Genomic DNA, 21,672 nt, shown 5'->3' with positions numbered 1-21,672 from the left:
ATGAATCACTCCACTTGCCCTCACCAACACCGCTGGCGTAAGACACTGCAGCGCACCAGCCAGCGTGTGAGCCGACTCCCCCACTACCGAACCAGTGGGCGGGTTGTGCGCGCGACAGGCATGGTGATTGAGGTGGTTGGCTTACGAGTGGCGGTAGGTAGCGCTTGCCACATTGAACTGCCAGGAGCAGATGGCCGGCTAAACGATAGCCACAAGCATGCAGAAGCTGAAGTCGTCGGCTTTTCCGGTGAAAAGCTGTTCTTAATGCCGCTAGAAGAAATCTCTGGCCTGATGCCAGGAGCACGGGTTACCCCTCTTGTTGATGGCAATGGCCACAGTGCCCGGCGCTTCCCAATAGGCGACGAGCTTTTAGGCCGCGTACTGGATGGTAATGGTAACCCGCTAGATGATCGTGAGGGTGTTGAGGATGCCCAGCGCACCACCTTGCAATCCAGGCCACTTAACCCGCTGTCCCGGGCGCCCATTGATGCTCAAATCGATGTCGGCATTCGTGCTATTAATGCCCTACTAAGCGTTGGCCGAGGCCAGCGCATGGGCCTATTTGCCGGCTCAGGCGTCGGTAAGTCAGTACTGTTAGGCATGATGGCACGCTATACCCAGGCCGATGTGATCGTCGTTGGCTTGATTGGTGAGCGTGGCCGTGAAGTACAGGACTTTATTGACAATATCTTGGGGCCAGAAGGGCGCCGACGCGCTGTTGTTGTCGCCGCGCCTGCAGATACCTCGCCGCTGCAACGCTTGCAAGGGGCCGCTTATGCCACACGTATCGCCGAAGGGTTTCGGGACTCTGGCCGCAACGTGCTGCTGATAATGGACTCCCTAACACGCTATGCCATGGCACAGCGAGAGATCGCGTTAGCTATTGGCGAACCCCCTGCCACTAAAGGGTATCCGCCCTCCGTCTTTGCCAAGCTACCCAGCTTGGTAGAGCGGGCGGGCAATGCTGAGCGAGGCGGTGGCTCCATTACCGCGTTCTACACCGTGCTAACAGAAGGCGATGACCAGCAGGACCCGATTGCTGACTCCGCCAGGGCCATTTTGGATGGTCATATCGTCCTGTCGCGGACACTGGCAGAAGCCGGGCACTATCCTGCTATCGATATAGAAGCCTCTATCAGCCGTGCAATGACCGCCATCGTGACGCAGGAGCAGCAGCAAAAAGCGCGCACCTTTAAACAGATTTTTTCACGCTATCAGCGTAACCGCGACCTGATCAGCGTAGGGGCCTACAGCCCAGGCCATGATCCGCGGCTGGATGAAGCGGTGAATCGCTTCCCAGCCTTAGAGCGGTTTCTTCAACAGAACATTGACGAGTGTGCAACGCTTGAGGAGTCCTACCAGGCCCTGCACACGGTAGTGGGAGGCTAAATGAGTCATAACCAGCTTGATATGCTGACGGACCTGGCCCGTGATGCTCGTGACCAAGCAGGAAAGCTACTGGCCCAAGAGCGTCAAAACCAACAGCAAACGGAAGCCCAGCTGCAGTCACTCAACCGCTACCGAGTAGAGTATGCGGAGCGTTTGCAGCACGCCATGCGTGACGGCATTGACCCCGCTACCATGTATAATTATCAGCAGTTCTTAGCCTCGTTGGATGCCGCCCTTGTACGTGCTAGGCAAGCGCTGACTGCACAGCAAAAACGCGTACAACAGAGCCAGCAGCATTGGCAACAAGAGCAGCGCAAGCTCTCTTCTTACGATACACTGGCCTCACGTAGGCTATTAGAAGAGCATCGCCGCCAAGCGCGTTACGAGCAAAAAGCAGCCGATGACTTTGTCACTAGTCGTGTAGCTCGCCAACAGTCTGATAAACCACTTTAGCGCCGGGTCAGGAAGCCTATCCATGAATATTCAACTGTTACTTTCTGCGAACCCCAGCCAGGGCAGTGGCGCATCAGCCTCACAAGCGACGGAGGCTCAAGGCTTTCCCACTGGGCTATTCCGCCAAGCCATGCTGCAGGCGACAGACCCCCAACGCCCAATGGGCGCACTTTCTAACGCTCCATCCACCGGTGGAGAACAGGCGCTGCGTGATTTTACCTCGCTCCTAGAATCGCTGGGTATTGAGCTAGATGAAAGTGCACTTGCCGATCTATTTGGACAGTTGCAATTGGCTACTCAGACTATGCAGCAAAAATTAAGCAGTCAAAGTCTTGGAGCACTTAGTAATCAACAAGTAACTGCTGAGACAACTGCTCAAACGATGAATGGCTTAGTCAAGCAACTTGAGTCACTTGATATTAAACTCAATCAAGAGGAGATTGCAGAGCTTTTTGCTCAGCTACAAACGGCTGAACAAGGCACCCCAGAACCGCTAATAGCATTAGCTGCGGCGGCTACCGACAACACGTTGGACATGCCATCACCTGCTCTACAGGAAATTTCCAGTCGGCTGACATTAGTCGCTGCCTTTACTGATGACACAGGCCTACCGTCCCCCACTACTATCCAAACAACGTCTGTCGCCGCTATCGCCGAACAGTTAGCGATTGGCAAAAAAGACGCGATAGCTCTCATCAATGCTTACCAACAGCTATCGGGTAGCACAGGGTCTAATGGGTCTGCTCAGCGCCCTGAAACGCTCAGCCAGCAAATAGCAGCGCTTTCATTGGGTAATTTTGCTAATACAGATACGAGCACTCAGCAGACAACCTCAAATACGCTTGCCGCACCAACCATGCAAACAATGGCCACCAGTGTGCACGTCAGCAGTGAAGCCATGGCTAGCGCTCTGGCGGTTAGCGGTGCCTCTGGAGAAACAGCAGCGCGCATTAGCGGTGGTAACGAGCTAGCATTTAACCTGCCCGCACCACAGCCTATTGCTGCAGCAACGGGAGCCTCACTGCCCTCCTCTATCGCCACCCCTGTCTCTCACCCCGCCTGGCCGTCACAGCTAGGCCAACAGCTCATTCAGCTTGTCCAGCGAGGGGGGGAGCAGCATGTTCAAATGAAACTACATCCTGCTGAGCTTGGGCCACTTTCTATCTCGTTAAAAATGACAGAACACGGCGCACAAGCTCAATTTTTATCCGCTCACGCTCAGGTTCGACAAGTGATTGAACAAGCGATTCCTCAACTGCGTGAAGCACTGGCGGAACAAGGAATTTCACTAAGTGACACATCAGTGGGTGAGCAAGGCTTTTCTAATCAACAGGAAGCGTTTGCTCAGCAAAGCACAGGCTCAAGCGCTGGTGGTGAAAGCGGGGTCACTAGCGTTGAGGGTGAAACCGGGACGCCTGCATCTGTGGGTTCCTCCATCGCACTCGATGGGCGTGTGGACCTTTATGCTTAAAACATAGCCACGCTGTAAGTATGGTTTAATTGTGAGTACCGTGTTAACTAGCTAAACCAAAAGATAGGCTCTCCAAGAGAGCCTGTTCGTTTCTTCATTATCACCCGCGTCAGGCATAATGCTTGGCTAGCGTCATGTGCGAACATCATGGGAACAACAATGGCAGAATCAAGCGGCGGATCTAAAAAACTGCTCTGGGTAATGATCATTCTCGTACTGCTTTCCTCTGCAGGGGCAGCAGCGGCCATTTATCTAGTGCTGGATCAGCGCGACAGTGGCGAGGTTCAACAGCAAACGGTCGAGCTTACCCCCCCTGTGTTTACACGCATTGAGCCATTCACTGTTAATTTAGCTGATGACCGCTATGGTTCACGCCTGCTCTATACGGGTATTACGCTGCGAGTGGGTAACGAACAGAGTAAAACAATTATCGAAGAGCATATGCCGCAAGTGCGCAGCCGCTTACTAATTCTATTATCGGGCAAACAAGCCAACGAACTCACCTCGACAGAGGGGAAAGAGGAGCTGGCACAGGCAATTATTAGTCGTTTGAACGTACCCCTCAGCGAAAATCAGCCCCCCCTAGATCTAAGGGAAGTGCTGTTTACCGAATTTATTGTGCAATAACCTCGGGAACTGGAGCCGTTCATGTCACAGGACGATCTACTGTCCCAGGAAGAAATTGACGCCTTACTAAAGGGTGTCAGTGGAGACGAAGAGCCCTCTCCGGCGTCGTCCAAGTCTCAGGACGAAACAAAAATTCGACCGTATGACCCGTCGACTCAACATCGGGTCATACGCGAACGTCTGCATGCGCTTGATTTTATTAATGAGCGTTTTGCTCGTTATTTCCGCAACGGGCTATTTAACCTAATTCGTCGCAGCTCAGACATCACTGTCGAGTCCGTGCGCTATCAAAGCTTTAGCGACTTCTCACGTAACGTTCCGGTGCCGACCAACCTTAACATCGTGTCGATGAAGCCGATGCGGGGCTCTGCATTGGTGGTATTTCCACCAAATCTCGTGTTTATGGTAGTAGACAACCTGTTCGGTGGAGACGGGCGATTCGTTACGAAATCAGATGGGCGCGAATTTACCAATACCGAACAACGTATTATCCAGCGCCTGCTCAATCTTGCGATTGATGCCTATCAAGAAGCTTGGAAGGTAGTATACCCGATAGATGTCCACTTTCTGCGCTCCGAAGTCCAGTCTAAATTCGCCAATATTACTAATTCACCTAATGAGATTGTGGTCAATACCAAATTCAATATTGAGGTAGGCAACCTATCCAGTAGCTTTCAGATTTGCATGCCCTACGCAATGATTGAGCCGCTGCGCGATCTATTGGTTAACCCGATCAACGATAGCAATCATGACAGTGATAGCTCTTGGTCACGTCGCATGGCCAGCGAGCTGCGCCAATCTGAAGTTGAGTTGGTCGCTGACTTTGCGCAGATTCCGAGTCGAATTGCTCACGTCATGGGGCTAAAAAAGGGGGATGTTTTGCCGATGGACATTCCCAGTACGATCACCGCCAGCGTTGACGGCGTCCCTGTGATGGAGTGTGAATACGGCAGTCAACGCCAGCAGCGCGCCCTGCGTGTTGTGCGTATGATCGACCATGCTGCTATGAATAACGTATCGTCCAAGGACTTTATTAAAGGTTCAACGCGACAGAAAGCCAAGGAACCCAAAGCATGACTGACCCTAATAAACCCGATCAAAAAGTCTCTGATGACGATTGGGCGGAAGCCATGTCTGAGCAAGAAGAGCCGTCGTCTAGTGCTGATGCCGCAAGCGATGATGATGACCCCTGGGCAGCTGCCATGGCAGAGCAGGAGGCTGCAGAGCAGGCCGATACGGAAGATGAGCCTGAATCAGAGGCACCTCAAGCCAAGCCAGCCAGCGACGATGTATTTCGCCCGCTGAGCGCAGAAAAAAGTGCGACTCCCTCCCGTGATCTTGAGATGATCATGGATATTCCGGTTAAGCTTACCGTTGAGTTAGGGCGCACCAAACTGACGATTAAGCAGCTATTAGAGCTCGCTCAAGGATCTGTCATTGAGCTGGAGGGGTTAGCGGGTGAGCCAATGGATATCCTGATCAATGGCTACCTAATTGCTCAGGGGGAAGTAGTAGTTATCGAAGATAAATACGGTATCCGTATTACTGAGATTATTACACCATCCGAGCGCATTCATAAACTAAACCGATGAGTGTTGCGACCTCTAGTGCGCAAGCCCCCCTTGAGGCATTAAGTGGCGGTGATGCATTAATCGGCATGGCGGCATTAGGCAAAACAGCCGCCGCACTAGCGTTGGTGATTGCCATTATTTTGCTGTGTACATCGCTGCTCAAACGCTGGCAGCATCATCGCTATGACCATGGTGCACGTTTACGCATCGTAGGTACCACCGCAGTAGGCAATCGCGAGCGAATTGTGGTCGTCGAAATTGAAGACACATGGCTCGTTCTGGGCGTTAGTGGTGGCCGCATTAGTAAACTACACGAACGTCCAGCGCCTACTGATCGTACATCATCCACTCCCCCCCGTCCGCCGACCCGCTTCTCACAGCGTTTAGCTAACGCTATAGCTAATAGTCGCGGCAAGGGCGACAGTACTTCCTCAGACTCTCAGCATACCTCATGAAATACGCTCAGCATTTTGCCTGGCTCTATTCGCGTCACTGGTGGCTGATGAGTATTCTCATCATCGGCTGCCTCGTGGCTTTTCCTAGCCACGCCCAGCAACTACCGGGGTTAGTCTCGCAACCAACGGAAGGTGGTGGTCAGCAGTGGTCTCTCTCTCTACAAACACTGCTGCTCTTAAGCTCGTTGGCGTTCTTGCCAGCAATGCTGCTGATGATGACCAGCTTTACCCGCATCATCATTGTACTCAGCCTGCTAAGGACAGCGATGGGTACTCAAGCTACGCCGCCTAACCAGGTACTGTTGGGGATCGCGCTCTTTTTAACGTTTTTTATTATGTCGCCAGTACTTAACCAAGTATATGACACCGCCTGGGTGCCGTTGACGGATGAGGTGATCAATTTTGAAGAGTTCCTGCTTCGCGCGCAGCTACCTTTCCGAGAGTTTATGCTGGCTCAAACACGGGAGCCAGACCTGGCCCTATTTGTTCGTTTAGCCGATGTGGGCCCCTTGCAAGGGCCAGAAGAACTACCAATGCGCGTCTTGCTACCTGCCTTTGTCACCAGCGAGCTCAAGACGGCCTTTCAAATTGGCTTTACCATCTTTATCCCTTTTTTGATCATTGACCTTGTAGTGGCCAGTACGCTAATGGCGTTGGGGATGATGATGGTTCCACCGATCACTATTTCGCTGCCATTTAAGCTCATGCTTTTTGTATTGGTTGACGGCTGGCAGCTCATTATTGGTTCGTTGGCAGAGAGCTTTTATATGATTTAACGTCGCGGGGCGACGAGGAGCGTAATCATGACACCCGAGATGGTGATGAGCGTCGCTTATCAGGGTATGCGCGTGACACTTTTTCTAGCTGGTCCTATGCTGTTAGCAGCACTTTTTACAGGTCTGATTATTAGCCTGTTCCAGGCCGCTACCCAAATAAACGAGATGACGCTGACATTTATCCCGAAAATCTTAGCGGTGTTTGCCGTTCTGGTACTAGCGGGCCCCTGGCTCATCGGCTTAATTACCGACTTCACGACGCGGCTATTTGCCAACATACCCGCAATGGTGATGTAGCCTGTGGTTGAAGTAACATTTACCCAGCTTCAGGGGTGGCTGGTGGCCTTTTTTTGGCCCTTTGTGCGTATTACGGCCTTTATGACAGCGACGCCTTTATGGGGCCACTCCAGCATTCCCAATCAAGCTAAAGTAGCGCTTGCCGCAGTGATCGCCGTCGTCATTGCTCCCGTTCTCCCACCGATGCCCAGTGTACCGCTCATGTCTTGGGCAGGTCTGGGCATCATCATTGAGCAAATGCTGATCGGTATTGCGATTGGGCTGGTGATGCACATTATGTTTGCCGTTGTCCAAGCGGCCGGTGAGTTTATCGGCCTTCAGATGGGGCTCGCCTTTGCGAGCTTCTTTGACATGTCTAGTGGCACCAACATTATGGTGCTATCACGCATTCTCTATATGGTCACCCTGCTCATGTTTCTCGCCTTTAATGGCCACCTGATGGTGTTAGAAACACTAGTGATGAGCTTTGAAACACTTCCAATTGGAATTGGCAGCCTTAATCCTAATGCGTTTGAACTACTGGCACGCTACGCAGGTACTATCTTTGCTTCCGGTATGCTGCTCGCTTTGCCTCTGGTAGCCTCGTTGCTCATTATTAATCTGGCGCTAGGCATCCTAAACCGTTCAGCACCGCAGCTAACCGTGTTTAATATTGGCTTTCCTACCTCGCTCACCATTGGCATAGTGTTGCTCATGGTGCTAATGAGCGATATCGGCAGCTTTCTTCAGCAACTGTTTAGCCAGGGAATTAGCTTTACGCAAAGCCTGATTGAGACCATGGCGCCCTTAAATTAATGCCCCGGCACATGGCCAGGGCATAGCAAAAGAGTGACTGCTCGCTAAGACATTACATAAAGTCAAATAGCGACATCCCCTTAATATCCACAAACGCTTTTTGAGAAGCCTGCAGACCAACCTGACGCAAGCTATATTCTGAAATAGCATCAGCGTAGTCCAGATCCACCAAGTCAGAAAGCGTCTGCTCATAATTGAGCATCCGGTTACTACCTACAGCATCCACCACGTCTAGCTCGTTTAGTTTTGCCCCAGCCGAAGCGCGCACTGTTAGAACATTATCAAGGGCATTATCTAGATCTCGCATAGATGTGTTTAGCGTATTGCGCAGTTCTGCTTTTTCCGCACCGGTAGTGGCGGGATTTTCTAAAACACGTATTGCTGCTTCCATGGTGCGGAACAGATCCGCAGGGCGCTGCTCGCTACCTGACTGGGCAACAAGAATCTCGTCGTCAGGCTCAGCGCTGCCAGTGAGTGTGACATTAACACCCCCAAAACTAAGCTGCTGACCTTCACCGACATATTCTCCTGTCACCACCAAGTCAGCAGGATCTTCCTGCCACTCGCCTTCACTAAAACGCTGCACTTGGTAGCTAACGCCGCTATCCACTGTCGTGTCTTCATTAAATACAACACGGTAGCTGTCGCCATACCCAGGGTCATTGACATTACTCACCTGTGGGCCACTAAACGTCACGCTACCAGTATTTCTACCCGCCTCACCCGGAATTGGCTGCCCATCTAAACCGCTCTTCACAGCCTCGGCGACATAGCCTGCACCGCTCGGTACACTTTGGAATATCGAGATACCGTTCTCCGTGACCGGCATTAAACGTGAGGCATCGATACGCTGCTGGCGAGCGTTATCATCCCCTTTATACTCAATATTGCCTTCACTATTTTTAACAAAGGGAGGTGCATTATCAGCATAGCCACCAAATAAGTAACGTCCGTTACCATCAGTCGCGTTTGCTTGGCCGATCATGGTTTCGTAAATACCTTTTAACTCGCTGGCGATCGACTCTCGGTCAACATCGCTTAAGGTATCGCTTGATGCTTGAACTAGTCTTGTCTTTGCACTAATAACAGAGTCACTGATGCTATTAAGTATACTTTCTGTCTGTGCTAGAGAGTTACGTGCAGATACGCGAGAGTCTTCAAACTGTTGGGTAATCGCCTTAGATTGATCAACACGCACGGCGCGCGCTGCTGACTGTGGGTCGTCCGAAGGGTTAACCACACGGCGCCCGCTAGCAATCTGTTGACTAATTTTTAGAAAGTCATTCTGCTGACGGTTAATTGAAGCCGTACTTTGTTCATACATGGTAACGCTGCTAATACGCATGAGGCAGACTCCTAACCGTTAGCTACGTAAGCCTAAAATAGTGTCAAAAATAGTAGAGGCCGTATCGATGACGCGGGCATTGGCTTGATAAAACTGCTGAAAGCGAATCAGATTTGCCGCTTCTTCATCCAGGTTAACACCAGACTCCGACTGCTGCACTGCACGCAGCTGATCAGTTAAGCCTTGGCGTGCATCAAGGTTGACCTGAATAATGTTGGTACGATTTCCCACATCGCTGACCAGCGCCCCATAAGCGCCACTCAATGAGGCAGAACCACCTACGATATCCTTACTCTGGAGATCTTGGAGCGCTAAGGCATTGCGATTGTCGCCTGCAGCAGCGCTCCCTTGCTGAAATGTTAGAGTCCCTTCTGTAGATACATCAGCTAATACAAATGAGACACCATCAATAGTGATTTCATCGTCCTCAGCCAATACAGCTGCGACTGTACCTGCCGAATCTTGAACGACTCCATTAGGATCTAAGATTCGCGCTTCGCCGTTAACAGAGACCTGACCAGCATACCCACTGACAGATAAGTGCTGATTGGCATTAAGTTCAATTTCCAGTGATTCCGACGTATTGGCAAGCGCATTCTCATAGCGAACATTGCTCACCTCTAGGTCTCCACTCTGCTCAACTAAGCTACCTGCAGCAATTTTATCTAAGTCTGAAACAATGGCTTCCATTCCACCAGCAGCACGTCGTAGTGGTTGAATTTCAAAGCTATCGCCATTTTGGGCAAGATCAAAATCGTTGAAATTGACATCAACACCGGCAAAACTTAGAACATTGTCGCTAAATGACCATTCATCCGCCTCTAGCGCCTCACCGGTATCTTTTCTAATCACTTCAAACTCTTCAGTCGATGCATTAATAACACGCACCGTATAGTCGGTTGCTCGTAATGCGCTAGTATTCGCAGAGTCGATCGTAGCACTGACCTCTGCGGATCCCTTATTATCTGTATTATAGTAAGCGTTAGATTGACCAATACTAAAAAACTCTTGGCCCTGCTCACCGTTCAGGTCAACACCTTTTTGGTGTTGCGCATTAAATTCGAGTGCAATAGAAGCCGCCAACTGCCCTATCTGGTTCTGAGTTTTATCTAATGTCTCAGATCGAAAGCTCATTAAGCCACCTAATGAGCCACCTGTAATTAAACCTTCATCTAGGCTGACAAGGTTGCCATTACCACGAGCCCCTTCACGGTAGCCAACGACGATCCGTTGTGGATCATTCGGTGATGTAACAGCTTCGAGTTTATAGGCAGTATCCCCCGTGACGAGCGGCTGCCCATTAGGAAGAGAAAGATTGTAAGTCTTGCCATCTTGAATATTAAGACGCAAGTTCATCTTTTCATTCAACTCGGAGATCAGCTGGTCGCGCTGATTCAGCAAGCTATTTGGTGCCTCACCAAGCTGTGCACGCGAAAGTGCTATTTCACGGTTAATATTAGCAATCTGGCTTGTGGTGTTATTTATTTGGGTAATTTCGTCTTTAATTTGGCCGTTAACGCCTGATTGTAAATCCTGCAGATATCCATCAAACGAACGGAATTGAGCCGTTAGCGTATCCGCAGTGCCAAGCACGCCCTGCCGGGCGGCAGGATCCGAAGGAGCACTTGCTAAATCCTCAAGAGCGGAAAAGAAATTCTGCATCAAAGGAGAGAGACCTGCTTCACGATCTGCAAGCAAGTTATCGATTTGAGAGATTTGCGTATTGTAGGTCTCTAGGGCTGTTGATTGCGACTTGGCATTGTTCAATTGCGCGGCAACGAACGTATTGAACTGACGCTCAATATCTGCAACGCGGACACCGGCATTGTTCCGGCTTTCATTGAGTACCGTAATCTCTCGATTGTAGCCAGGAGTATAGACGTTACTAATGTTGTTGCTCGTTGTATTGAGGGCATTCTGCGCCGCATTGAGGCCGCTTAAGCCGATCGAAAACATGCTCATGGTTCAATTCCTTAGGCCGATTCTCTACTTATCGGCAGTGCGCAGAAAAACTTGAGTAGTTACCTAGCGAGAATCCGCCAACAGGCTACCCGCAGAACTCAGCGGCCCCATCGTATTCATTACCGATACCAGCTTATCGGCATAGCGCGGGTCGGTGGCATAGCCGCCACGCTGTAACTCACGCGCTGCTTGCTCTGCGTTAGACGCCTGCAAAACACCGGCGTAACGCGGATTGTTGCCAATTAGGTTGGCATAATCGGTAAAGGCATGCTCGAACGAGTCGTAGACACGGAAGGTGTCGACGACCTGCGTACGGCGACCGTTCACGTATTCGTGGGTTACGATGTCGGTGGTCTTACCCTGCCACTGGCTACCTGCCTTGATGCCAAACACGTTATAGCTGTTATGCCCCTGCTGGGTCGCGATTTCATGGCGTCCCCAGCCGGTTTCGAGCGCGGCCTGCGCCAAAATGAGTTCAGCAGGCACGCCCGTGGCTGCGCTCGCCGCTTGGGCAGGCATGGCCAGCGTTTGCATGAAACGCGTGACATGGTCATGCCCAGAGGCTGCTGTACGCGGGGCTTCTACAAGCGAAGCGGAAGCGCTGCTGCTCGCTGGCTGTTGCCGAATGGCATCCAACTCATCGTAAAAACGGCCGCTGCCCGACGCGGGAGCCTGGCCACTATCGGGCTGCAGGGGGTTGTCCAGAACGCGCGGTGTGCCGCGGGGAATGCCAGCAATCAGCGCCTGAAGCTCCTGGTCAGAATTGGAGGCTGGCTGCCCCACCACGCCCTGACGATGCAGTTGTTCCACCAACGCATCGGCCAAGCCGATACCCCGGGAAGCCATAACCTGAGACCACTGCTGATCGAGCATGGACTGATAGAAGGTCGTATCGCGACTCTCCAGCAGCCCCGAGGTCGGCGTGGCATCCCGCATGCTTTTGACCATCATCTGAATGAAGAGCGCTTCGAACTGCTGCGCCGCGCCCTGCACGCCCGCTTCAGGATCAACGCGCGCATTGTGCTGCAGCCGCTGGAAGCCGTTCATATCCAGCGCGAACTGACTGGTCATATCGCCCATGCTCATCAGATGATCTCCAGCTCAGCACGCAAAGAGCCTGATGCTCTTAACGCTTCCAGAATCGACATTAAATCCTGAGGTGTCGCACCTAATGCATTCAGTGCATTCACCACGTCTGCCAAGTCTGCTCCTTCAACAATTTGCAGGTAGGCTTCCTGCTGCTCAATATTGATATCCGCATCAGGCACTACAACGGTTTCACCCTCCCCGAGTGGGTTAGGCTGGCTAACACCAAATTGGGTATCAATCATAATCGACAGATTACCGTGGGCTACTGCAGCTCTACGCAGGGTAACCGCGCTGTTCATAACCACAGAGCCTGTACGTGCATTGAGCACCACTTTGGCGGGCGCCTCAGCTGGTGTTAGCTGAACATTCTCAACCCGAGCCATAAAATTAACCCGAGCGTTGGCATCCATTGGGCCATCGAGGGCAATGACTCGGCCATTGCGTGCATAGGCAACAGACTGGCCGAACTCATTGTTAATTGCCGTTACCATGCGCTGAACGGTGCCAAAATCAGCGTCGTTCAGCTGCAACTCTAGCATCCCACCGTTGCCACCAAGATTGAGCGGCACTTCACGCTCAACAAGAGCCCCGTTCGGAATGCGACCAGAGGCCTGCTGGTTAATCTGTACGCTACTACCACCCGCCTGCGCACCGGCGCCGCCCACTAACATATTGCCCTGGGCAATCGCATAGGTATCGCCATCGGCACCTTTCAGTGGCGTCATCAATAGTGTGCCACCACGCAGGCTACTGGCGTTGGCAATCGAAGAAACAACGATATCGAGACGCTGCCCTGGACGGGAGAATGGTGGCAGATCTGCAGTCACCATCACAGCAGCGACGTTGCGCAGCTGAAGGTTGGTTCCAGGCGGAACGGTCACGCCTAACTGCGACAGCATGTTGGTTAAACTTTGGCTGGTGAACGGCGCTTGGGTGGTTTGGTCACCGCTGCCATCTAACCCCACCACCAAGCCATAACCAACAAGCTGGTTATCACGAACACCAGCAAAGCTCGCTAGCTCGCGCACCCGCTCGGCGTGTGCTGGCAGCATCACAAAACAGAGAGCCAACAGAGTCGCAAAGCGCGCGGTTGCTTGAATCCGTTGATACACCTTCCACTGCATAGCCATTTCACCAGGTCTCTGTTGTCGAGCTTGTTGACACGCCTAGAACGGCGAAACATTCAAGAAAAAGCGCTGCAGCCACCCCATATGCTGCGCTTCGTTGATATAGCCATCGCCCACGTACTCGATACGCGCATCGGCGACTTGAGTCGACGGCACGGTGTTTTGCGCGGTAATCGTGCGAGGATTCACGACACCGGAGAAACGAATGAACTCGGTGCCCTGATTGATCGCGATCTGCTTCTCGCCGCGCACGCGCAGGTTCCCGTTATTCATGACTTCCAATACGGACACGGTGATCGTACCGGTAAACGTATTGTTGGCCTGTGAGCCACCGCCGCCCGCAAAATCACTGGCCCCCTCAACATCGAAACCGTACTCCGCCAGTGTATCCAGCACGTCGGGAAGTTGGGCCAAGTTGAGGCTGGCACTGCCCGAACGGTTGGCATTGGACTGAGAGTTCTTACTAGCACTGACTTCTTCATCCAGCACAATGGTCAGAATGTCTCCTATCGTGCGCGGCCGACGATCTTCAAAAAGAGGCTGATAGCCGCGACGCGCCTGATAAATAGAGCCATTAGGAACAGGTGGCGGACGGTCGATGATAGTGATTTGCTCTTGTTCGCCGACGACAGAGGCACGCGGGATTTGCGCGCACCCTGCCGTCAATAACACCAGCAGTGCTAAGCTCACCATCACGATGCGGCGTAACTTAAAGTTTGATTTCAGCATAGCGCGACCTGTTAAGAAGCCCTGACGAACTTTGACATTAGAGCTGGCTTAGACGCGCTAGCATTTCATCGCTGGTAGAGATAGCACGACTATTGATCTCATAGGCACGCTGCGTTTGGATCATATTGACCATCTCTTCGACGACGTTCACGTTCGATGTCTCCACATATCCCTGGAACAGTCGTCCGGCACCGTTGTTGCCTGGGATGTCTTGATTAGGTGCGCCTGATGCGCCTGTTTCAAGGTAGAGGTTGCCACCAATACTTTCGAGGCCAGCGGGATTAATAAAGGTGCTGAGTGAGATTTGCCCCACTTCTGTATCCGTTGCAATCCCTGGCTGGCGAACGCTGACGATTCCGTCTTCACCAATAGTGACAGAAAGTGCATTCACAGGAAGGAAAATGGCTGGCTCAATTGGGTAACCGTTTGCTGTCACCATCTGACCATTTTCATTGAGTTGAAAGCTACCATCTCGTGTATAACCCGCCGTACCGTCAGGCAGTAACACCTCAAAGAAACCGTTCCCTTCAATGGCCAAGTCACGAGAATTTTGTGTTTCTTCTAGGCTTCCCTGGGTATGTAAACGCTCAGTAGCAACCGCACGCACACCCGTACCTACTTGCATCCCAGACGGTAGCCGGTCCTGAATATTATTCTGGGCCCCAGGCTGGCGCATATTTTGGTAGAGCAGGTCTTCGAATACCGGGCGCGAACGTTTAAAGCCATTGGTGCCGACGTTCGCCAAGTTGTTCGAAATAACATCTAGTTTGGTTTGCTGAGACTCCAGCCCGGTCTTGGCAGTCCACAAAGACTTAATCATACATATATTCCTTTGGCTGAGTGGCTGCGATTAGCCCTGAATAGATAAAATACTGTTAGCTCGCTGAGCATTTTCATCCGCCGTACTTAGCATCTTCATCTGCATATCGTAGCGGCGCGCCACGTCAATCATGGAGACCATGGCATCCACGGCGCTGACGTTACTGCCCTCTAGAGCGCCGCTTACCAGACGCGCCTCTTCATCAGCCTGAAGTACGCCTGGCGCACCATCATCGCCAGGAGGCGCCCTGAACAAACCATCCTCACCACGCTCCAGGGCCTGTTCATCCGGTGTAACGAGCTTGATGCGGCCAACGTCCACCATTGCCTCAGGGCCCTCTCCTTGAGGAATGGCACTAATCGTCCCATCTGCCCCAAATGAGATTTGCGCGCCCTGTGGAACAGCAATCGGCCCAGCGTCTCCCATTACAGGGCGGCCTACACTCAACAGAACACCGTCACTATCAAGCTGCAGATCACCGCGACGGGTATAGGTCTCTGTACCATCTTCTGCTAACACCGCCATCCAGGCGTTTCCTTGCATGGCCACATCTAACATACGTCCAGTGCGCTCGATGGGGCCTTGTGAGAAATCAGTACCCGGCGTGGTTGTCACCGCCGCCACCCTTGTTGGCAGGGTGCCCGCGCCTTCAATGGGTACCGAGCGCGCAGCCTGCAACTGAGCACGAAAACCAGCGGTGGACACATTCGATAGGTTATTACTCACTACCGACTGCTGTTCCATCGTGTGTTTAGCGCCACTCATGGCGGTGTATAGCATGCGATCCACAGCATCAACTCCTTAATCAATCATTAAAGATTAATAATGGTCTGCAGGAGCTCGTCCTGAGTGCTGATCGACGTCGAGTTCGCTTGGTAGGCACGCTGCGCTACGATGGTATCGACTAGCTGCTTGGCGAGATCAACGTTGGAGTTTTCCAACACGCCTGACTCAATGGTGCCAAAGACACCGGTGCCCGCCGTACCGATAATGCCAATACCTGAAGCATTAGTTTCACGCCAGGCGTTATCACCAATGGCCTGCAAACCTTCTTTGTTAGCAAAATTCGCCAACACGATTTGCCCGGCGTCGCGGCGCTCCTCGTTGGTATAGATACGAATCACACGCCCCTCACGCGTCACCTCTAGACCGGCCAAACTGCCAGACGTATAGCCATCTTGTGTCAGCGTATTTTGAACGGAATTATTGTTAAACTGTGTTGTCCCCGTAAGCGTGAAGTCATAGCTCAACGCTTCCGCGCCATCCCCAACTAGAAATTCCAGTTCAGCAAAGGCCTTGGTAGCCCCGGGATTATCTATCGCTGTCGCATCGAAAGCATCAGCACGATCACTTCCGTTTGTAGAAGCACTATCTTCGTTAATCGCTGGAGGTATTCCCGGTGACCCAAAGGTCAGAACATACCCTGCATCAGCAACACCAACGACGGTATCTTCGTCCCGGGCACCACTCGCCGCTGTGTCTAAATCACCATAGGTGGCCAATTGACCATTACCATTGAATTTTAACCAAAAGGCGTTATCCATATTGGTCGATGCTGCACCAGAGCCGCCTGTGAACGATAGCTTACCGTCCACGGCCTGAAACGCTTTCCAAGTATTGTCGGCTACCTTCTCATAATAAACCGTTATATTGCGCTCATTACCTAGAGAGTCATAAGCCGTGAAACTGTTGGAGTAATGGTAAGATACATCTATTTCAAGAGGATCGCCTGCAGGATCGTAAGCTCCATCGCCATCTACGGTGAGCAGATTTCCAGTCGAGTCAACGGCCTGAAGTGAAGACTGCTGTAGATTCTGCCCAGGTACGATACTGGCATCTAGATTATAGGTAGCCGCTGCGTTAGCCGTTGCTTTAGCTGGAATATCAGCAGAAGAAATATTGATGGGTGTCGGTGCCCCCCCAGCAATAACAGGCGAAAAAGGATCGTTTGGTTCTGACAGCCCATAGCCCGTCAGTCGTTGCCCGGCCGCATTTACTAAAAAGCCTTGATTATCTTGGCTAAACTGGCCATTGCGCGTATACGCAGCTTCACCACTATTAAGCTGAACACGGTAAAAACCTTCACCCGCTACAGCAAGGTCCAGCGTACGTCCAGTTGCCTCTAAATCGCCAGCCGTAAAGTCTTGACGCACGTTTGCAATCTTGACACCTAAGCCCACTTGGCTATTAGCACCTGCAAACACGTCTGCAAAGATAGCGCCCGAGCTCTTGAAGCCGACGGTTTGCGAGTTCGCAATATTGTTGCCGAGAATCTTCAGGTTTTCTGATTGGGCGTTCAGGCCACTTAATGCTTGAGAAAAGCTCATTTTTTTCTCCTAGAGATGGGAAATTCTATACATCAAAGAATTTGTTTTACGTCATTCAGACTGATTTGCCCATAAATGGCCCCAAGGTCCAACCGAACACCGCCATTGCCATCGTTGGGTGTCACGCTATTAACAATGGCGTAGTTAAGGGCAGTAGACTCAATCACTTCGCCTTCGGCATCCGTTGCTTCTAGCTGAACTGTATAGCGATTACTGGCGACAACGTCACCCTGATCATTTTTTCCATCCCACTGGAAAGACTGCACGCCCTCTTCAACAGACCCCAAGTCGTAGCGACGGATTACCTGGCCGCCTTGACCCAAAATCGTTGCCTGCACATTTGCTGCTGGTTGCGCTAGCTCAATGCCAAAGGGCGTAGAGTAAGGCTGGCCTTCACCATCCTGCTCCAACATGATCTGACGACCAGGCACCATGACGCCTTGGCCAATTAGCCCACTCGCCTGCAGCGCCTGGTTGGCATTCATTTGGCTGGTAATACTTTCCAACGTAGAGTTGAGCTGCTCAATGCCACTGACGGTGTTGATTTGAGCAATCTGCGACGTCATCTCCGCGTTTTCCATCGGCTTCAGAGGGTCTTGATTCTGAAGCTGGGTGATAAGCAGCGTCATAAAACTATTACGTAGCTCTTCTGACTGGCTCTGCTGTAGTTGAACGCCACCACCATTAATATTGGATAACGTTGCTGGGTTAATTGTGCTCATCGTTAGCCCTCACCGAGCGATAGCGTTTGAACCATCATCTGTTTGGTTGTGTTGAAAACCTCGACGTTGGCCTGATAGGAGCGCGATGCCGAAATCATATTGACCATCTCATGGACCGGCTCAACATTCGGCTTAGCAACGTAGCCATCTTCATCAGCCGCTGGGTGGTTCGGCATATACTCCATGCGCAGCGGTGAATCGTTTTCCACAACCTCAGTAACCCGGACGCCGCCGACACCGTAGCGGTTAGACTGTGCCTGGGTTTCAAACATCACCTGCTTTGCGCGGTAGGTTTCACCATCGGGCCCTGCCACGCTATCGGCATTGGCCATGTTGCTTGCCGTTACATTCATACGCTGCGCTTGGGCGCTCATCGCAGAACCGGCAATATCAAACGCTGAAAACATCGACATCGCTTATTTCTCTCCTATTACTAGGTTATTCAGGTTGCATCGCATTTTTCAGGCCCTGAATACGACGGTTCATAATGGTGAGCGCCGCCTGGTAGCGCACAGCGTTATCCGCGAACTGGGTTCGCTCACGGTCCATGTCAACGGTGTTACCATCCAGGCTCGGCTGATCAGGAACACGATAGAGCAGCTCGGTGTTTCCAGCACCACGCCATGCGGGGCCTTCTCCTGCCAAGTGCTGTTCGGAGGTACGCGCTAACGCTAAGCCGCCATTTGGCTGCTGTTGAGACTGTCCGCCTTCAACGGCTTTTTTCAGCTCACTAGCAAAGTCAATGTCGCGCGCCTTATAGTTGGGCGTATCCGCATTGGCAATGTTAGCGGCTAGCACTTGGTGACGTGCTTGGCGCAGGCCCAGCGCCTGCTGGTGGAAGTTAAAGGCAGATTCAAGCTGATCAATCATGCCGACCCTCGCTCGCCGTGAGGCCAAAATAAATCGGAAATTGTTGATGATGAATAATATGCCCCTCTCTTTCACCTTAAAGCATGGAACAGCTACCGTTTACACCAGCATTTCCCATGATGCGTAGGATACTTTTGCATTACACTCCCATGCTGATGTTTACCATCTGATTTTCTATACTGGGCGACTTTACCCATGCGCTATTTGCTGCACATTGTTGCACGCTACTCAGCAGTTAAGACATTGTTGTTACTGCTATGTGTTGGCTTATCCCAACCCTCCTGGGCAGAAACAAGCGATCAGTCACTTGTTGAAAGCGTCCAACAATTTCTCTATCAAGAAGCACAGGCCCTGGGACAAGAGGCAGTCATCAATATCGCACCGCCATCCCCCCATTTACCCACCTGCATACAGCCAACGCCCTTTCTGACTAACCCTAACCAAGCTCCTATTGGGCGTGTTTCTGTAGGCGTTAGGTGTGGAGCTGATGGGCGTCAAGTACGCTACCTTCAGGCAGAAGTGGGTGTCATTGGCAGCTACGTTGTGGCAAGCCAAGATATTGATAGAGGCACGTTGGTTACCGCAGCTATGCTCGACCAGCGAGAAGGCAACCTTAGCGATTTATCTAGCCAAACGCTGACCGACCAGGCCGATATTGTCGGCAAAGTAGCTCAGCGGCCTATCCGTAGTGGCAGCACGTTTCAGGCGCATTTCCTGCAAGCACCTAGCCTCGTGGAACGCGGGCAGCGCGTAACAGTCATAGCAGAAGGAGCAGGCTTTCGTGTCTCTCGAGAGGGGGAGGCACTGGCTGATGGGGCACAAGGAGAAACCATTCGTGTGCGTTTTGGTTCTCGTGAAATAATGACGGCGCGGGTGATCGGCCAAGGCACATTAATGGTGGATTTTTAGCCTAAGACCTAAAGTGTTTAGCATCTAGGCCGATAGATAGTCATACAGCGCGCGGCGCCCCAACGTTGACGATGAGGCCAACAACGTGAAAATTGATAACCTTAATCCGCTGCTTCGCAATACTCCAGCGCAGCAGCGTGATGACGCACAGAAGGTAAGTGAAGCAAAGCAGCCTGAAACGGGTAATACTACCCGTGAAGCGACTCAGCTCAGCCAATCTAGCATCGATAGCAGCCAGGATATCGACATGGCTAAGGTACAGGAAATTCGTGATGCTATTCGTGAGGGACGGCTCGAAGTGCGTGCCGACCGTATTGCGGATGGTCTAATTGCCAACTTGAAAGATCAGTAAATCTACCTATGAGCCTTTCACGCCTACTCTCCAGTCAGTTGCAACGCCTCGAGGATTTGATTGCTTTACTCTCCAGCGAACAAGAGCAGTTGACTAAAGGCAGTATTGACGGCGATATATTGACTGATATCGCGGGTAAGAAACAGGCGCTTCTAGAAGAACTAGAACGCATGGAGGTATTACGTCGCGGGGTACAGGCAAAACTTGGCTATCCAGAAGGCGGTCCTGGCGCGAAGCTGGCGGCCACAGATGCTGACTGCCTAGCAACCTGGGAAAGCTTGCTAGAAAAAAGTGAGCGAGTTTCACGAATGAATGCATTAACCGGGCAAATGCTCTCATTGCGTATGAAGCATAACCAGGAAATGCTGGACTACATTCGCCAAATTGCAGAAAAAACGCTCTACAAGCCCAACGGGCGCAATAGTGCTCAGCCGGGCCGCATTAATGCCTCTGCTTAACAAGCAATTATAGACAAATACTATACAAAGCGCTTCAATGGGAACAACATCGTTCACCATCGGAGTTTGTTATGCTGCCTCATCTTCCAGAAGGTTTCACCGCCGTTGTGGCAGGTGCAAATGGCGGTATAGGAAGCGCCATACTGCAAAGCCTGCTTTCATCTCCGCAAAGCAGTTGGATGAAGTATCATTTGCCCAGGTGATGCATATTAATGCGGCAACCCCAGCCCTGCTACTCGCTGCTCTAAAGCCTTCTCTACAAGGCAAGCACGCTACCATTATTGCCAGCCTTTCTGCTCGTGTCGGATCTATCACTGACAATGGGTATGGTGGCTGGTGCTGGTATAGCTATCGTGCTAGTAAAGCCGCGCATAATATGCTGTTGAGAACCGCCGCTATTTGAGCTTAAGAGGCTTAATAAACAGTCGATTGTTCTCTGCCTCCATCCCGGCACTACGGACACTCCTCTCTCAAAGCCTTTTCAAGCCCGTGTACCTATTGACTGGTAAAAGCAGAGCAAAAAAGCCCCGTGCACGCTGTTGTGCACGGGGCTTGGGTCATGGCGCGCTTATCGAGCGCGCAACAAAAAACCCAGCCAAACGGCTGGGTTTTTTGCGGTATAAGTGCCTGACGATGACCTACTCTCGCATGGGGAGACCCCACACTACCATCGGCGCTAAGCGGTTTCACTGCTGAGTTCGGCATGGGATCAGGTGGTTCACGCTCGCTATGGTCGTCAGGCGTAACGGGTAATGCATATCATGCTGATGTGTTCGTGACGTGTTGTGTGATCGTCTCTTTCCGTCAGCGCCTTGGCTGGCGGATGCGTATCCGGTGTTTTGAGTGCGTTCACACTCGTTCGTTATCATCGCGACCAGACCCCTTGGGTGTTATAGGGTCAAGCCTCACGGGCCATTAGTACACGTTAGCTCAACGCCTTGCAGCGCTTCCACACCGTGCCTATCCACCAGCTGGTCTCGCTGGGCCCTTTAGGAGACTCTAGGTCTCAGGGATGTCTCATCTTGAAGGGGGCTTCCCGCTTAGATGCTTTCAGCGGTTATCCCGTCCGACCATAGCTACCCGGCAATGCCACTGGCGTGACAACCGGAACACCAGAGGGTCGTCCAC

General features: G+C 51.9%; 24 protein-coding genes and 2 rRNA genes. 13 read left to right on the top strand and 13 right to left on the bottom strand.

The genetic code is table 11. The annotated features are described in order from the left end of the window. From fliI to fliR, 10 genes are all read left to right on the top strand, one after another. The gene (gene fliI / locus L1249_RS01450; protein WP_058577005.1) at positions 1 to 1,389 is read left to right on the top strand and encodes a flagellar protein export ATPase FliI; all 1,389 of its coding nucleotides are present in this window, start codon (positions 1 to 3) and stop codon (positions 1,387 to 1,389) included. After that, positions 1,390 to 1,842 (top strand): flagellar export protein FliJ, encoded by a 453-nt coding sequence (gene fliJ / locus L1249_RS01445; RefSeq protein WP_058577004.1) that lies wholly within the window; start codon positions 1,390 to 1,392, stop codon positions 1,840 to 1,842. Positions 1,843 to 2,002: 160 nt separating this feature from the next. Further along, positions 2,003 to 3,313, top strand: a complete 1,311-nt coding sequence (locus L1249_RS01440; RefSeq protein ID WP_228168807.1) for a flagellar hook-length control protein FliK — start codon at positions 2,003 to 2,005, stop codon at positions 3,311 to 3,313. A 159-nt stretch (positions 3,314 to 3,472) separates the two neighbouring features. Beyond that, on the top strand, positions 3,473 to 3,940 hold the full coding sequence (gene fliL / locus L1249_RS01435) for a flagellar basal body-associated protein FliL (RefSeq protein WP_058577002.1): 468 nt from the start codon (positions 3,473 to 3,475) through the stop codon (positions 3,938 to 3,940). Between the two features lie 21 nt (positions 3,941 to 3,961). Continuing rightward, positions 3,962 to 5,017: a flagellar motor switch protein FliM gene (fliM, locus tag L1249_RS01430; RefSeq protein WP_058577001.1), complete on the top strand. Its 1,056-nt coding sequence runs from the start codon at positions 3,962 to 3,964 to the stop codon at positions 5,015 to 5,017. Continuing rightward, positions 5,014 to 5,532 (top strand): flagellar motor switch protein FliN, encoded by a 519-nt coding sequence (gene fliN / locus L1249_RS01425; RefSeq protein WP_044629581.1) that lies wholly within the window; start codon positions 5,014 to 5,016, stop codon positions 5,530 to 5,532. The genes fliM and fliN overlap by 4 nt, the downstream gene beginning before the upstream one ends. Continuing rightward, a complete protein-coding gene (gene fliO, locus L1249_RS01420) occupies positions 5,529 to 5,966 on the top strand; it encodes a flagellar biosynthetic protein FliO (protein ID WP_054641148.1) in 438 nt (145 codons plus the stop codon). Before fliN ends, fliO begins: the two co-directional genes overlap by 4 nt. A 47-nt stretch (positions 5,967 to 6,013) precedes the next feature. After that, complete coding sequence (fliP, locus tag L1249_RS01415; protein WP_089675601.1) at positions 6,014 to 6,742, top strand: flagellar type III secretion system pore protein FliP; 729 nt, start codon at positions 6,014 to 6,016, stop codon at positions 6,740 to 6,742. A gap of 27 nt (positions 6,743 to 6,769) precedes the next feature. Then, on the top strand, positions 6,770 to 7,039 hold the full coding sequence (fliQ, locus tag L1249_RS01410) for a flagellar biosynthesis protein FliQ (RefSeq protein WP_228168808.1): 270 nt from the start codon (positions 6,770 to 6,772) through the stop codon (positions 7,037 to 7,039). A gap of 3 nt (positions 7,040 to 7,042) precedes the next feature. After that, positions 7,043 to 7,834, top strand: coding sequence for a flagellar biosynthetic protein FliR (gene fliR / locus L1249_RS01405; RefSeq protein WP_228168809.1), 792 nt, complete (start codon positions 7,043 to 7,045; stop codon positions 7,832 to 7,834). Between the two features lie 52 nt (positions 7,835 to 7,886). Here the strand turns inward: fliR and flgL are convergent, their stop codons facing one another. From flgL to flgB, 11 genes are all read right to left on the bottom strand, one after another. Next, on the bottom strand, positions 7,887 to 9,179 hold the full coding sequence (gene flgL, locus L1249_RS01400; protein ID WP_228168810.1) for a flagellar hook-associated protein FlgL: 1,293 nt from the start codon (positions 9,177 to 9,179) through the stop codon (positions 7,887 to 7,889). Positions 9,180 to 9,197: 18 nt separating this feature from the next. Next, positions 9,198 to 11,141, bottom strand: coding sequence for a flagellar hook-associated protein FlgK (gene flgK / locus L1249_RS01395; protein WP_058576997.1), 1,944 nt, complete (start codon positions 11,139 to 11,141; stop codon positions 9,198 to 9,200). 63 nt (positions 11,142 to 11,204) lie between these two features. After that, on the bottom strand, positions 11,205 to 12,227 hold the full coding sequence (gene flgJ / locus L1249_RS01390; RefSeq protein ID WP_058576996.1) for a flagellar assembly peptidoglycan hydrolase FlgJ: 1,023 nt from the start codon (positions 12,225 to 12,227) through the stop codon (positions 11,205 to 11,207). Next, the gene (locus tag L1249_RS01385; protein ID WP_232059501.1) at positions 12,227 to 13,282 is read right to left on the bottom strand and encodes a flagellar basal body P-ring protein FlgI; all 1,056 of its coding nucleotides are present in this window, start codon (positions 13,280 to 13,282) and stop codon (positions 12,227 to 12,229) included. The genes flgJ and L1249_RS01385 overlap by 1 nt, the downstream gene beginning before the upstream one ends. A 114-nt stretch (positions 13,283 to 13,396) precedes the next feature. Next, the gene (locus L1249_RS01380) at positions 13,397 to 14,086 is read right to left on the bottom strand and encodes a flagellar basal body L-ring protein FlgH (RefSeq protein ID WP_058576995.1); all 690 of its coding nucleotides are present in this window, start codon (positions 14,084 to 14,086) and stop codon (positions 13,397 to 13,399) included. A gap of 37 nt (positions 14,087 to 14,123) precedes the next feature. After that, positions 14,124 to 14,906, bottom strand: coding sequence for a flagellar basal-body rod protein FlgG (flgG, locus tag L1249_RS01375; RefSeq protein WP_058576994.1), 783 nt, complete (start codon positions 14,904 to 14,906; stop codon positions 14,124 to 14,126). Between the two features lie 30 nt (positions 14,907 to 14,936). Continuing rightward, positions 14,937 to 15,695 carry a flagellar basal-body rod protein FlgF gene (gene flgF, locus L1249_RS01370; RefSeq protein ID WP_058576993.1) on the bottom strand — a complete coding sequence of 253 codons (759 nt, stop codon included), beginning with the start codon at positions 15,693 to 15,695 and terminating at the stop codon, positions 14,937 to 14,939. A gap of 23 nt (positions 15,696 to 15,718) precedes the next feature. Then, positions 15,719 to 17,233 (bottom strand): flagellar hook protein FlgE, encoded by a 1,515-nt coding sequence (gene flgE, locus L1249_RS01365; RefSeq protein ID WP_058576992.1) that lies wholly within the window; start codon positions 17,231 to 17,233, stop codon positions 15,719 to 15,721. A 32-nt stretch (positions 17,234 to 17,265) separates the two neighbouring features. Beyond that, positions 17,266 to 17,955, bottom strand: coding sequence for a flagellar hook assembly protein FlgD (locus tag L1249_RS01360; RefSeq protein WP_089675591.1), 690 nt, complete (start codon positions 17,953 to 17,955; stop codon positions 17,266 to 17,268). A gap of 2 nt (positions 17,956 to 17,957) precedes the next feature. Then, positions 17,958 to 18,368 carry a flagellar basal body rod protein FlgC gene (gene flgC / locus L1249_RS01355; protein ID WP_058576990.1) on the bottom strand — a complete coding sequence of 137 codons (411 nt, stop codon included), beginning with the start codon at positions 18,366 to 18,368 and terminating at the stop codon, positions 17,958 to 17,960. A gap of 25 nt (positions 18,369 to 18,393) precedes the next feature. Next, complete coding sequence (gene flgB, locus L1249_RS01350; protein WP_172415808.1) at positions 18,394 to 18,825, bottom strand: flagellar basal body rod protein FlgB; 432 nt, start codon at positions 18,823 to 18,825, stop codon at positions 18,394 to 18,396. A gap of 195 nt (positions 18,826 to 19,020) precedes the next feature. Here flgB and flgA point away from each other — a divergent pair, with 195 nt between their 5' ends. From flgA to L1249_RS01335, 3 genes are all read left to right on the top strand, one after another. Further along, complete coding sequence (gene flgA / locus L1249_RS01345) at positions 19,021 to 19,734, top strand: flagellar basal body P-ring formation chaperone FlgA (protein ID WP_172415807.1); 714 nt, start codon at positions 19,021 to 19,023, stop codon at positions 19,732 to 19,734. Between the two features lie 85 nt (positions 19,735 to 19,819). Next, the gene (flgM, locus tag L1249_RS01340) at positions 19,820 to 20,086 is read left to right on the top strand and encodes a flagellar biosynthesis anti-sigma factor FlgM (RefSeq protein WP_044629596.1); all 267 of its coding nucleotides are present in this window, start codon (positions 19,820 to 19,822) and stop codon (positions 20,084 to 20,086) included. 8 nt (positions 20,087 to 20,094) lie between these two features. Then, on the top strand, positions 20,095 to 20,544 hold the full coding sequence (locus L1249_RS01335) for a flagella synthesis protein FlgN (RefSeq protein WP_058576987.1): 450 nt from the start codon (positions 20,095 to 20,097) through the stop codon (positions 20,542 to 20,544). Between the two features lie 625 nt (positions 20,545 to 21,169). Here L1249_RS01335 and rrf read toward each other — a convergent pair. Both rrf and L1249_RS01320 read right to left on the bottom strand, forming a co-directional pair. Beyond that, positions 21,170 to 21,285: ribosomal RNA gene (gene rrf / locus L1249_RS01325) — 5S ribosomal RNA — on the bottom strand. A gap of 153 nt (positions 21,286 to 21,438) precedes the next feature. After that, a 23S ribosomal RNA gene (locus L1249_RS01320) occupies positions 21,439 to 21,672 on the bottom strand; the annotation flags it as partial.

Origin of the sequence: Halomonas sp. Cn5-12 (assembly GCF_021532545.1) — a bacterium.
Classification (GTDB): domain Bacteria; phylum Pseudomonadota; class Gammaproteobacteria; order Pseudomonadales; family Halomonadaceae; genus Vreelandella; species Vreelandella aquamarina.
Note: the sequence above shows the minus strand (reverse complement) of the source record. Positions and strands in the feature narration are given on the sequence as shown.